We start from the raw sequence: 12,408 nt of genomic DNA, 5'->3' as shown, positions 1-12,408 counted from the left end.
GCGATGATGGTGGGCGCCCTCCGGGGCGACCCGCGCCAGGTGGTGCGCCGCGCGATCGGCGTGGTGCTGCTGATCGCCGCGACGGGAGTCGCCGCGGTCAGCGCCGCCGGCCTCGCCGACGCCGACCGTCTGACCACGGCCGTCGTGACGGTTCTCGCGGGGTCCGCCGTCACTCTCGGCTTCGCGGTGGGGCCCCCGGTGACCGCCTCGGTCGACCCGCTCGACCCGCGCCGCTTCGCCGTCGTCGGACCCGAGCCGCGTCCGCTGGCGGGTGCCCTCCTGCTCGCCGGTTTCCTCAGCGTCCCGGTCCTCGTCGTCCTCGTGCTCGGCATCAGCCTCGCCGTCGCCTGGAGCGCCCACGGTGCTCCGGCGGTGGCGACCGTGGCATCCGTCATCCTCGGGCTCACCACGTGCGTGCTGCTCGCCCGCGTCAGCATGGCCCTCGGCGCGCTCGTGCAGCGACCGCGGCAGTCCCGCGAGCTGATGGGCGTGTATCTCGTCGCCGTGCTGGTGGTCGTCGTGCCCGTCGGGGTGTTCCTCGGCTCGCTCGAGTGGCGCGGCGCCGTCCCCTCGCAGTTGGCCTCGGCGGCCGAGATCCTGGCGTGGACGCCGATCGGTGCCGCGTGGGGCATCGCGCTGGCACCGACCGCGGGCGCCGCCATCGGCAGTCTCGTCGTGGCCCTCGTGACCATCGCCGTGCTCGGGCTGGCGTGGTTCGCTCTCGTGACTCTTCTCCTGACGACCACGCGCCGTCCGGCGGCGGCGCGCGAGCGCGGGGGGCTGGGGTGGTTCGCGATCCTCCCGGGCACGCCCGGGGGAGCTGTCGCCGCCCGCAGCCTGTCGTACTGGCTGCGCGACCGTCGGTACATCGTCAACGTGGTCGTCGTGCCGATCGCGGCCGTGGTGTCGACCGTGCCCCTGCTCGTGGCGGGTGTGCCCTTCGAGCTCGCGGTGCTGCTGCCGGTGCCGATCATGGCGCTGTTCTTCGGCTGGCTCCCGCACAACGATCTCGCGTACGACTCGACCGCCCTGTGGATGCACATCGCCAGCGGCATGCGCGGCGCCCCCGACCGCATCGGGCGTCTCGTGCCGGTGCTGCTCATCGGCATCCCGGTGCTCGCCGTCACTCTTCCGCTCGCCGTCGTCGCCCACGGGCGGTGGGCGATCCTGCCCGCCATGATCGGCGTCTGCGCGGCTCTGTTCCTCGCCGGTCTGGGGCTGTCCAGCGTGTCGTCGGTGCTCGCCCCCTACGCGGTGTCGCGCCCGGGCGACAGCCCGTTCCAGCAGCCGCAGCGCACCGGCTCGGGCGGTGTCATCGCGCAGGGCCTCGTGATGGTGGGAGCCATCGCCGCGGCCCTGCCGTCGATCCTGCTGACCTGGCGAGCCGTCGGGGGAGACACCATCGACGCGATGTTCGCGATGTGGGTCGGTATCGGAGCCGGAGGCATCGTCCTGATCGTCGGCGTCGCCGTCGGCGCGGTGCTCTTCGAGCAGCGGGCGACGCGACTCATGGAGTTCGCCGAGGCGACCTGAGCGCGAACCCGACCGAGCCCGGGGCCGGGGTCGCGGCTACACTGGCTCTCCATGAGCACGCCTCTCGACAGTCCGGACAGCGGGGGTCTCGCGACCCTCGATCGCGAGCTCGAAGAGCTCATCCGCGAAGAGAACATCGAGCCCGGCGATCATGAGCGCTTCTCGCATTACGTGAAGAAGGACAAGATCCTCGAGTCGGCGATCACCGGCAAGCCCGTGCGCGCCCTCTGCGGCAAGAAGTGGACACCCGGGCGCGACCCCGAGAAGTTCCCCGTCTGCCCCCAGTGCAAAGAGATCTACGAGTCGCTCGTCAACTGAGGACTCTCCGCGTGAGGGGTCAGGATGTGTCGCCTGCGCGTCCGCACGGCGACACTTCCTGACCCCTCACGTGCATCGGCAGCGCCCGTACCTCACTGCGCCTCGCGATACTCCGTGGGCAGCGCGGGGTCGGCCTTGCTCAGCGCGAGCGCCCGCACGGGGAGCTCCTCCCGCACGCGCGCGTGGTGGGCCCGTGCGGCCTGCACGCCCGCGGCACCGAGGGCCGCGGCATCCGCTTCGCCGTGGTGCATGAGGGTCGTCTGCAGGGGGCGGGCATCGGGGTGCTCGGCCGCCGTCGACAGCTCCTCGAAGCCGTCGCTGACGACGACGAGCTCCGAGGTGGCGGTGCCCGCGTCGAGCGTGCGGAACGCCGCCTTGCGGCCGCCGTGCGACGCCTTCTGCGCCGAGGCCTTCGCCACGCCGACCCACGAGCCGTCGGCCGCCTCGCGCGCCACGAGCTTGAAGACCAGCCCCGCCGTGGGAACGCCCGACCCGGTCGCGACCGACGTGCCCACGCCATAGGAGTCCACCGGGGATGCCGCCAGCGCGGCGAGGGCGTACTCGTCCAAATCGCTCGTCACGGTGATGCGGGTGCCGGTGGCGCCGAGCTCGTCCAGCTGCGCCCGCACCTCGCCCGCCACGATGGGCAGATCGCCGGAGTCGATGCGCACGCCCCCGAGCCCCGTGCCGGCGACGCGCACAGCGGTGCGCACGCCCTCGGTGATGTCGTAGGTGTCGACGAGCAGGGTCGTGCCGCTGCCGAGCGCGTCGACCTGCGAGCGGAACGCGTCCTCCTCGCTGTCGTGCAGGAGCGTCCACGCGTGCGCGGCGGTGCCCATCGTCGGCACGCCCCAGCGTCGGCCGGCCTCGAGGTTGCTGGTCGCCGAGAACCCGGCGATGTAGGCCGCGCGGGCCGCGGCGACCGCCGCCTCTTCGCTCGCGCGACGCGAGCCCATCTCGGCGAGGGGGCGGTCGCCGGCGGCGACGCTCATGCGCGCGGCAGCGGTCGCGACCGCCGAGTCGTAGTTCAGGATGCTGAGCGCCAGCGTCTCCAGGATCACGGCCTCGGCGAACGTGCCCTCGATGGTGAGAAGGGGAGAACCGGGGAAGTACACCTCGCCCTCGCGGTAGCCGGTCACGGATCCCGTGAAACGGTAGTCCGCGAGGAAGTCGAGGGTCGCGGCATCCACGACCTCCTCATCACGCAGATAGCGCAGCTCGTCGTCGCCGAAGCGGAAGTCCTGGATGGCATGGAGCAGGCGGCCCGTGCCGGCGACCACGCCGAAGCGGCGTCCGCCCGACAGTCGCCGCCCGAACACCTCGAAGACGCATCGGCGCTGCGCCGTGCCGTCGCGGAGGGCCGCGTCCAGCATCGTCAGTTCGTAGCGGTCGGTGTGCAGGGCGGTGCTGCGGCTCATCGCGCCAGCCTATTGCGGCACCCTCGGCGGATTCGGGTGTTGCCGCGCCACTTGACATCCCCGCGACGACATAACTCCTGCAGATCCGGTCCTTCCTGGCCGGATACGGCGCTCCACCCGCGTCCTGCAGGAGTTGTGCTCGCGTGCAGCCTCCACAGCAGTCCGGCGTGCACCCGCCGTCTGGCACACACCCGGTGCCGTTCACGTGCGCTGCACCCGCCATCCGGCGCACCCCGGCCCGTTAGGCTGGACCCCTATGGATGACGCGCCGATCGGGATCTTCGACTCGGGAGTCGGCGGTCTCACCGTCGCCCGGGCCGTGTCGGCGCAGCTGCCGCGCGAGTCGATCCTCTACATCGGCGACACCGCCCGCTCGCCCTACGGCCCCAAGCCCATCGCCGACGTCCGCAAGTACTCGCTCGAGGTGCTCGACACCCTGGTCGAGCAGGGCGTGAAGATGCTCGTGATCGCGTGCAACACGGCATCCGCCGCCATGCTGCGCGATGCGCGCGAGCGCTACGACGTCCCCGTGGTCGAGGTCATCGGCCCCGCGGTGCGCACGGCGATGTCGACTACGCGCAACGGCCGCATCGGCGTCATCGGCACGACCGGCACGATCGGCTCCCGCGCGTACCAGGACATGCTCGAGGTCAACGAGCGCCTCACGGTGTTCGCGGAAGCCTGCCCGCGGTTCGTGGAGTTCGTCGAGGCGGGCGTCACCGACTCGCCCGAGGTGCTCGCCACGGCCGAGCAGTATCTGGCGCCGCTCCGGCACGCGGGCGTCGACACCCTCGTGCTCGGCTGCACGCACTACCCGTTCCTCGAGGGCGCCATCAGCTACGTGATGGGTCCCGACGTGAGCCTCGTCTCGAGCGACAGCGAGACCGCGAAGGACGTGTTCCGTCAGCTCGTCTCGCGTGACCTGCTCGCGAGCCCGGATGCCGTTCCCCACCACCGTTACGAGGCCACCGGCTCGTCGGCCGACGATTTCCTGCGCCTGGCGCACCGCCTCATGGGCCGGGAGGTGCGCGAGGTGCAGCTCGTGCAGACCGGTGCCATCGACCTGCCGCGCTGAGGCGTGGCATCCATCTTCGTCCTGAGGAGGACCCCATGACCCGCAAAGACGGTCGCGAGAACGACCAGCTCCGTCCTGTGACCATCGAGCGCGGATGGTCGGCGCACGCCGAGGGCTCCGCGCTCATCACCGTCGGCGGCACGAAGGTGCTGTGCACCGCGTCGTTAACCAACGGCGTCCCGCGTTGGCTGACCGGCAAGGGCAAGGGCTGGGTCACCGCCGAATACGCGATGCTCCCGCGCGCCACGAACAGCCGCAACGACCGCGAGAGCATCAAGGGCAAGGTCGGCGGGCGCACGCACGAGATCTCGCGCCTGATCGGTCGCGCTCTCCGCGCCGTGGTCGACACGAAAGCGCTGGGCGAGAACACCATCGTCATCGACTGCGACGTGCTGCAGGCCGACGGCGGCACGCGCACCGCGGCGATCACGGGCGCCTATGTGGCCCTGGCGGATGCCATCGCCTGGGGCCGCGAGAAGAAGTTCATCGCGCAGCGCTCCGAGGTGCTCCGCGACTCCGTCGCCGCGGTGTCGGTGGGCATCATCGACGGTGAGCCGATGCTCGACCTCGCCTACGTCGAGGATGTGCGGGCCGAGACCGACATGAACGTCGTCGTCACCGGGCGCGGCCTCTTCGTCGAGGTGCAGGGCACCGCCGAGGGGGCGCCTTTCGACAAGGCGGAGCTGGACCGGCTGCTCGACCTGGCGGTGAACGGCTGCGCCGACCTGCGCGGCATCCAGTCCGCGGCTCTCGAGGCCTGAGATGGCGCGCGTCGTCCTCGCCACGCACAACCCGCACAAGGTCGAGGAGTTCCAGGCGATCGTCGCCGTCGTCCGCCCCGACCTCGAGGTCGTCGGATACGACGGGCCCGAGCCGGTCGAGGACGGCGTCACCTTCGCGGCGAACGCGCTGATCAAGGCGCGGGCGGCGGCGGCCCACACGGGACTGCCGGCGTTGGCGGATGACTCCGGCGTCGCGGTCGACGTGCTCGGCGGGTCTCCCGGCGTGTTCTCCGCGTACTGGGCCGGCCATCGGAAGGACGCCACGGCCAACCTCGAGCTGCTGCTCGATCAGCTGTCCGACGTCGCCGACCCGCACCGCGCGGCGCAGTTCGTGTCGGTGATCGCGCTCGTGCGTCCTGGCGGGACGGAGAACGTGGTCGAGGGGCGGTGGCCCGGGCGCCTGGCGACCGCGCCCGCCGGCCCGGGCGGTTTCGGGTACGACCCGATCTTCATCCCCGACGGTCAGCCCGAGGGCGCAGAGCGCACGGTGGGGGAGTGGACCGCCGAGGAGAAGAACGCCGCCTCGCACCGCGCCCGGGCGTTCGTCGAGCTGGTGCCGCTGCTCGCGGCGCTGTGATCGTGCCGCGCTGACACCGGTTCTCATTCCCGACTTCCCCGGAACCACGCGGATGTCGCCTCGCCGCGCCTAGCCTGGAGCGATGCACGACCACGCCCCGTCCGGTGGCATCCGCGATGCCGGCAACCGGCGCCTGCTCGCCACCGCCCTTGCGCTCACCGCGACGGTGATGCTCGTGCAGATCGTCGGGGCGATCCTGTCGGGCTCCCTGGCGCTGCTGGCCGACGCGGCACACATGTTCACCGACGCGGCGGCGCTCGTCGTCGCGCTCGTGGCGACCGCGATCGCCGCGCGCCCCGCCGACGACCGCCGCACGTTCGGGTACCAGCGCGCCGAGGTGCTCGGAGCACTGGTCAACGGCGTCATCCTGATCGTCCTGTGCGCCTGGGTGGGGGTCGAGGCCGTGCAGAGGCTGCTCGCTCCCGCCGAGGCGGAGGTGCAGGGCGGGCTCATGCTCGTCGTCGCCGTGGTCGGCATGGTCGCGAATGCGGTGTCGATGTGGCTGCTCAGCCGCGCGCAGAAGCGCAGCATCAACGTCCGCGGCGCCTACCTCGAGGTGCTGGGCGACCTGGTGGGGTCGATCGCGGTGATCATCGCCGCGATCGTGATCGTCACGACGGGTTTCGTGCAGGCGGATGCCATCGCCTCCCTGCTGATCGCGGTGCTCATCGTGCCGCGGGCCATCGGGCTACTGCGCGAGGTCGTCGTGGTGCTGACCGAGTCGGCGCCGGTCGGGATGCACGTCGCCGAGATCCGCGAGCACCTGCGCGGAGCGGACGGAGTGGTCGACGTGCACGACGTGCACGTGTGGCAGCTCACCCGCGGCGCGCCCGTGTTCAGCGCGCACGTCATCGTCGAGGACGCGGCTCTCGCAGACGGTCGCGCCGCGGCCATCCTCGCGTCGCTGCAGACGTGTCTGGCAGATCACTTCGATGTGGAGCACTCGACGTTCCAGCTCGAACCCGCCGGTCACGTCGAGCACGATTCGCGCCACGCCTAGGTCGCCGGACCCGGTGGCGTCGACGGGCTCAGCCACCTCGCGCCCGCGGGCCGGGGGCTAGACCTCCCGCACGACCTCGTCGGGGCTTTTGTCCGGCCGCAGGCCGCGCCACCGCGCCTGGCGCAGGATGCCGCCGGGCGTGAACTCCGCGAACTCCACCTCTCCCACGAGCTCCGGCCGTACCCACAGCGCGTCGCGGGCGTCTGCCGCCGGGACCCCGGCGAACGGGTCGGTCTCGGACCGGAGCGGCTCGAGAAGACCGCGGAGGCGGGCGAGCGTCTGCTCGCTGAACCCCGACCCCACGCGTCCCGCGTACCGCAGCCCGTCCGTCGACGGGACACCCACCAACAACGAGCCGATCGTGCCCGCGCGGTTCCCCTTGCCCGGACGGATCCCCCCGATCACCACCTCCTGCGTCCGCGAGTGCTTGACCTTGAGCCACTGCTCCGACCTCGCCCCTCGGCGATAGGTCGAGCCCGGGTCCTTGACCACGACCCCTTCGAGGCCGAACCGCTCGCTGGTGGACACGGCGGCATCCACGTCGTCGAAAACGGGCGGCACGACGATCGGCGCACCGGCCGCTGCGGCGAGGTCCTCGAGCACCTCACGACGCTGAGCGAGGGGGAGGGATGCCACATCGCGCGCTCCCACCGACAGCACGTCGAAGAGGTAGAGGTGCACGGGCGTCCGGGCCGCTTCCCGCTCGATCTCGCGGGGCTGCGCCAGGTTCATGCGCTTCTGCAGGAGCGGGAAGCTGGGTCTTCCCGTGTCGTCGAGGGCCACGATCTCGCCGTCGAACACGGCGTGCTGGGGGCCGAGGTGCAGATCGACGGCGCTCAGCTCCGGGTAGGCGGCGGTGAGGTCGTTGCCGTTGCGCGAGCGCAGTCGCAAGCGTTCGCCGTCCCAGACCCCCAGACCCCGGATGCCGTCCCACTTCATCTCCACCCACGGGGTGCCACCCCAGCGCGCCGCCGCCGCGCGCGCGATTCCCGGCGTGGCGGAGGTGGCGAGCATGGGTCGAAGGTCCGCGGCGACGGGGATGTCGCTCGCCGACCGGCCGACTGCGGCGGCCGCGGCGGCGTGGGGAGGCGCGGGCGCCGCCCGGTCGCGCGCCACCACCGGGTCGCCCTCGCTCTGCGGGTGGCCGTCGGCATCCGTCTTCATGCGGTGCAGCAGCCACTGCGACTTCTCGCCCCGCCCCTCGGTGCGGATCAGCGCGAGGCGCACGCGCCCCAGCGGACCGCCGTCTCGACCGGTGAGGGTGGCGATCACCTCGTCGTCGCGCCACTTCTCGAGGGCGTAGGTGCCGGTGTCCCACACCGTCATGGTTCCGGCGCCGTACTCTCCGCGCGGGATCTCGCCCGCGAAGTCGAGGTATTGCATCGGGTGGTCCTCGGTCATCACGGCGAGGCTGTTCTTCGCCGTCGTCGGCGGGACGCCTTTCGGCACCGCCCAGCTGACGAGCACGCCGTCGCGTTCGAGCCGGAGGTCCCAGTGCAGCCGCGAGGCGTGATGCTCCTGGATGACGAAGCGGGGCGCTCCTTCGCCACGGGGAGCGCCGTGAGGCTGCTCGGGCACCGGCTCGGGCGTCCGATCGGCGGATCGTTTCGCGATGTACGCGCGGAGGGGTCCATGAACCTCGTCGACCGGGGCCAGGGGATCGTCGGGTCTGTCGAGCACCTCGGTGAACAGCAGGTGCCGCAGCTCGGGATCGTCGAGCTCGGCCCACGTGCGGGGAGCCGCGACGAACGGCTGCGTGCGACCGCGCAGCGAGTACGGAGCGATCGTCGTCTTCGAGCCGTTGTTCTGGCTCCAGTCGATGAACACCTTCCCGGGCCGCGCGGCCTTGGACATCTGGCTGACCACGAGCTCCGGGTGATCCGCCTCGATCGCGCGCGCGAGCTCCTTCGCCACCGCACTCGCCGCGTCGCTCGACTGCCGCCCGTCGAGGCGCGCGTACAGGTGGATGCCCTTGCTTCCGCTCGTGACCGGCAGGGGATCCAGTCCCATGTCGTTCAGGATGGCGCGCGCCCACCGTGCGACCTCGGCGCACTCCGCGAGCCCTGTGCCCGGACCCGGGTCGAGATCGAGCACCAGCCGGTCGGGGTTCTGACGCTCTCCCTCGCTCGAGAAGCGCCACTGCGGCACGTGCAGCTCGAGGCTCGCCACCTGCGCCAGGTAGACGAGGGTGGGGAGGTCGTCGACCAGCGGGTAGTCCTTGGCGCCCGAGGAGTGGTCGATCGGGAAGCGCCGCACCCACGCCGGCGCCCCGGGCTCGAGGGCCTTGGCGAAGAACGGCTCGCCCGGTGCGGACGCCGTGCCGACACCGTCCGGCCAGCGCTTGCGGGTGAGAGGCCGATCGGCCACGTGGGGCAGCAGGAGCGGGGCGATGCGGGAGTAGTAGTCGATCACCTCGCCCTTGGTGGTCCCGGTCTCGGGGTAGAGCACCTTGTCGAGGTTGGAGAGGCGCAGACGTCGACCGTCGATCCGCACCGTCTGCTCCGTCATCGCCCCAGCGTAGGGCGGGGGAGGCTTTGGATGCCGAGGGGGTTGCGCCCCGTCGCCCCTCCCGATGGCGTCGACGGGCTCAGCCACCTCCGCGGGGAGGTCCCTGAGCCTGTCGAAGGGACCGGGACCCTCCCTCCGGCGCAAGGGCCTCGGCATCCGCGGTCCTTTCGGTGTTCACTGTTCCCATGCGATCGATCTGGAAGGGCGCCCTGACGTTCGGCCTCGTCAACGTGCCCGTGAAGGTGTACTCGGCCACCGAAGACCACGACGTCTCGCTGCACCAGGTGCACAACGCCGACGGCGGACGCATCCGGTACCAGCGCATCTGCGAGATCGACGGCGAGGTCGTGCCCTACAGCGACATCGACAAGGCGTACGACGACGGCGAGCAGACGGTCGTCCTCACCAAGGACGATCTGGCGTCGCTGCCGAGCGAGCGCAGCCGCGAGATCGAGGTGGTCGAGTTCGTGCCCAGCGAGCAGGTCGACCTGCTCACCCTCGACAAGGCCTACTACCTCGAGCCCGATTCCTCGTCGCCGAAGGCGTACGTTCTGCTGCGCAAGACGCTCGAGCAGACCGACCGCACGGCGATCGTCCGGTTCTCCCTGCGGCAGAAGACGCGGCTCGCCGCCCTGCGCGTCCGTGGCGATGTGCTGGTGCTGCAGACGCTCCTGTGGGCCGACGAGGTGCGCGAGGCCGCGTTCCCGGCGCTGGAGGAGAGCGTGCGCATCTCGGCGAAGGAGCTCGAGATGTCGGCATCCCTGGTCGACAGCTTCTCGAAGGACTTCGACCCCGAGGAGTTCACCGACGAGTACCAGGAGGAGCTGCGCACCCTCATCGACGCCAAGCTCGAGCAGGGCGACGCCCTCGACACGGATGCCACCTTCGGCAAGGCCGAGGACGACGACGGCGGCGAGGTGATCGACCTCATGGAGGCGCTGCGGGCGAGCGTCGAGCGGTCACGCGCCGCGCGGGGCGAGAAGGATGCGCCCGCGAAGAAGGCTCCGGCGAAGAAGAAGACGTCGAAGGCGTCGTGACGGGGTCGGGTGCCCGAGGCGTCGGCGGCAGCAGAGCGCCGGCGGCGCCCACGGCTTCAGCGCGTCGGCTGGTCTCCGTCTTCGAGGGTCTTCGGGTCGAGGGAGAGCGACTCTGCCTCAGCGGGGGTGACCCCGCCCTCGCGCTTCGCGGCGGCGCGCTCACGGAAGTAGTGGACGACGACGAAGCCCACCGTGCCGACGACGACCGCGAGGAGGATGACGTCGATGTATTCGGCGACGAACTCGCCCACGCCGGGGATGAGGCTCAGCACGTAGCCGAACACCGTCAGGCCGAAGCCCCACAGCACGGCTCCGATGAAGTTGTAGAGGGTGTACTTCCACTTGTTCATGTGGCCGACGCCCGCGGCGATGGGGGCGAAGGTACGCACGATCGGCACGAAGCGCGCCAGGATGACGGTCAGACCACCGAAGCGCACGAAGAACGCGTTGGTGCGCTCGACGTTCTTGCGGCTGAACAGGCCGGAGTCCTTGCGCTCGAAGATCGCGGGACCGGCCTTGTGGCCGATGACGTAGCCCACCTCACCGCCGAGGAACGCGGCGAGACCGATGAGCAGCCCGGTGACCCACACGTTGACGCCGAAGACGCCGTGCGGGGGGTGCGTGACCGGGTTCGACAGGATGCCGGCCATCACCAGCAGCGTGTCGCCGGGAAGAAGGAAGCCGATGAGCAGGCCCGTCTCGGCGAAGATGATGAGGCAGACGATGGCCAGGGCCCACGGGCCGGCCGAGTCGATGATCGTCGCGGGGTCGAGCCACGGGAGCAGTGAGGCGGTGGTGTGGATCACATCGGTCCCGTTCGGGTCGGAGAGGCGGTGCTGGCGAAACGATGAACGTGCGGAAGGGGGGACTTGAACCCCCACGCCCGAAGGCACAGGAACCTAAATCCTGCGTGTCTGCCGATTTCACCACTCCCGCGAGTGGGATCAGTCTAAGCGTGCGCACGCGCGCGCTCGATGTGAACGAGCCGTCAAACCCCCGCGATCTCACCCGCGGCCGCCGCGGGGGCGGGAGCCCGCCGACACGCCAACGGGAATGCCCCTGCGCCGAGGCGGTTTGACTCCGGTATGAAGGCGATCACGTATACCCAGCCCGGTGACTCCTCCGTCCTGTCGCTCGTCGAGCGACCACTGCCCGAGCCGGGCCCCGGCGAGGTGCGCGTGCGCATCACGGTGTCGGGGGTGAACCCCACCGACTGGAAGGCGCGTGAGAGCGCCGGCCGCCCCCTCCCGTTCGACGAGATCATCCCGAACCAGGACGGAGCGGGCATCGTGGATGCCGTCGGCCCCGGTGTCTCGACCCTCTCGACGGGCCAGCGGGTCTGGGTCTACCTGGCCGCCCACCAGCGTCCCACCGGCACCGCCGCCGAGTACACGATCCTCCCGGCCGAGCGGGCGGTGCCCCTGGCCGACGGAGCGTCGTTCGAGCTCGGCGCGAGCCTCGGTGTGCCCGCGATGACCGCCCATCGCGCCCTCACCGTGCACGAGGACGGTCCCTCGCGCCTCGCGCCCGGTGCACTCACCGGCCGTACCGTGCTCGTCCAGGGCGGTGCCGGGGCCGTGGGGCACGCGGCGATCCAGCTCGCCGCCTGGGCCGGCGCGACGGTCATCGCCACCGTCAGCAGCGACGAGAAGGCGGAGCTCGCCCGCACGGCCGGCGCGCACCACGTGCTGCAGTACCCGAGCGCGTCGCTGGCCGACGGCATCCGCGAGATCGCCCCCGACGGGGTCGAGCACATCGTCGAGGTCGCCATCGCCGACAACGCCGCCCTCGACGTCGAGGTCGTCGCCAACCACGGCACGATCGGCTACTACGCCGACAACGGCGGTGACACCTTCACCGCCCCCGTCCGCCCCAGCTTCGCGAAGAACGTGCGCTGGCAGGGACTGCTGCTCTACACCGTGGGGGAGCGCGCGCTGGCCGCAGCGGCCGAGGACGTCGCGGCCGCGGTGGCCGACGGTGCCCTCCCGGTGGGCGAGGCGCACGGTCTGCCGCTGACGTGGTTCGACCTGTCCGACACCGCCGCCGCCCATGACGCCGTCGCGGGAGGCGCCACGGGCAAGGTCCTCATCCGGGTGGCCGACGGGGAGTGAGCTCCCGTCATCGACGAACCGCCGGGGCCCGTTCGGGCCCCGGCGGTTC

11 protein-coding genes and 1 tRNA gene are annotated in these 12,408 nt (G+C 71.4%); 8 read left to right on the top strand and 4 right to left on the bottom strand.

Going from position 1 to position 12,408, the window contains the following annotated elements:
* Positions 1-6: 6 nt before the first annotated feature.
* Together ACFZA2_RS11955 and ACFZA2_RS11950 are read left to right on the top strand one after the other, a co-directional pair.
* Positions 7-1,533 carry a hypothetical protein gene (locus ACFZA2_RS11955; RefSeq protein ID WP_391404874.1) on the top strand — a complete coding sequence of 509 codons (1,527 nt, stop codon included), beginning with the start codon at positions 7-9 and terminating at the stop codon, positions 1,531-1,533.
* Between the two features lie 51 nt (positions 1,534-1,584).
* The gene (locus ACFZA2_RS11950) at positions 1,585-1,851 is read left to right on the top strand and encodes a DUF3039 domain-containing protein (RefSeq protein WP_136585370.1); all 267 of its coding nucleotides are present in this window, start codon (positions 1,585-1,587) and stop codon (positions 1,849-1,851) included.
* Positions 1,852-1,943: 92 nt separating this feature from the next.
* Here ACFZA2_RS11950 and ACFZA2_RS11945 read toward each other — a convergent pair whose 3' ends face one another.
* Entirely contained in the window at positions 1,944-3,269 is a 1,326-nt protein-coding gene (locus ACFZA2_RS11945) for a nicotinate phosphoribosyltransferase (protein WP_391404870.1), read from the bottom strand.
* A gap of 256 nt (positions 3,270-3,525) precedes the next feature.
* On the opposite strand from ACFZA2_RS11945, the gene murI reads away from it, so the two are divergent.
* The 4 genes from murI to ACFZA2_RS11925 all read left to right on the top strand — a co-directional run bounded on the left by murI (position 3,526) and on the right by ACFZA2_RS11925 (position 6,703).
* Positions 3,526-4,344, top strand: a complete 819-nt coding sequence (murI, locus tag ACFZA2_RS11940) for a glutamate racemase (protein ID WP_363392059.1) — start codon at positions 3,526-3,528, stop codon at positions 4,342-4,344.
* A 35-nt stretch (positions 4,345-4,379) separates the two neighbouring features.
* Entirely contained in the window at positions 4,380-5,105 is a 726-nt protein-coding gene (rph, locus tag ACFZA2_RS11935; protein ID WP_391404866.1) for a ribonuclease PH, read from the top strand.
* Position 5,106: 1 nt separating this feature from the next.
* On the top strand, positions 5,107-5,703 hold the full coding sequence (gene rdgB / locus ACFZA2_RS11930) for an RdgB/HAM1 family non-canonical purine NTP pyrophosphatase (RefSeq protein ID WP_391404863.1): 597 nt from the start codon (positions 5,107-5,109) through the stop codon (positions 5,701-5,703).
* An 82-nt stretch (positions 5,704-5,785) separates the two neighbouring features.
* On the top strand, positions 5,786-6,703 hold the full coding sequence (locus ACFZA2_RS11925) for a cation diffusion facilitator family transporter (protein WP_391404859.1): 918 nt from the start codon (positions 5,786-5,788) through the stop codon (positions 6,701-6,703).
* Between the two features lie 57 nt (positions 6,704-6,760).
* Here the strand turns inward: ACFZA2_RS11925 and ACFZA2_RS11920 are convergent, their stop codons facing one another.
* Positions 6,761-9,211, bottom strand: a complete 2,451-nt coding sequence (locus ACFZA2_RS11920) for an ATP-dependent DNA ligase (protein ID WP_391404855.1) — start codon at positions 9,209-9,211, stop codon at positions 6,761-6,763.
* A gap of 185 nt (positions 9,212-9,396) precedes the next feature.
* On the opposite strand from ACFZA2_RS11920, the gene ACFZA2_RS11915 reads away from it, so the two are divergent.
* Positions 9,397-10,248 carry a Ku protein gene (locus ACFZA2_RS11915; RefSeq protein ID WP_315995440.1) on the top strand — a complete coding sequence of 284 codons (852 nt, stop codon included), beginning with the start codon at positions 9,397-9,399 and terminating at the stop codon, positions 10,246-10,248.
* Between the two features lie 56 nt (positions 10,249-10,304).
* On the opposite strand, the gene ACFZA2_RS11910 is transcribed toward ACFZA2_RS11915, so the two are convergent.
* Positions 10,305-11,051, bottom strand: a complete 747-nt coding sequence (locus ACFZA2_RS11910; protein ID WP_391405307.1) for a DedA family protein — start codon at positions 11,049-11,051, stop codon at positions 10,305-10,307.
* A gap of 51 nt (positions 11,052-11,102) precedes the next feature.
* A tRNA-Leu gene (locus tag ACFZA2_RS11905) sits at positions 11,103-11,184 on the bottom strand.
* A 149-nt stretch (positions 11,185-11,333) separates the two neighbouring features.
* On the opposite strand from ACFZA2_RS11905, the gene ACFZA2_RS11900 reads away from it, so the two are divergent.
* Positions 11,334-12,359, top strand: coding sequence for an NADPH:quinone reductase (locus ACFZA2_RS11900; protein WP_391404852.1), 1,026 nt, complete (start codon positions 11,334-11,336; stop codon positions 12,357-12,359).
* Positions 12,360-12,408: the final 49 nt, after the last annotated feature.

The organism is Microbacterium sp. NPDC007973, assembly GCF_042958465.1.
Classification (GTDB): domain Bacteria; phylum Actinomycetota; class Actinomycetes; order Actinomycetales; family Microbacteriaceae; genus Microbacterium; species Microbacterium galbum.
This window is presented reverse-complemented; position numbering and strand designations above follow the sequence as displayed.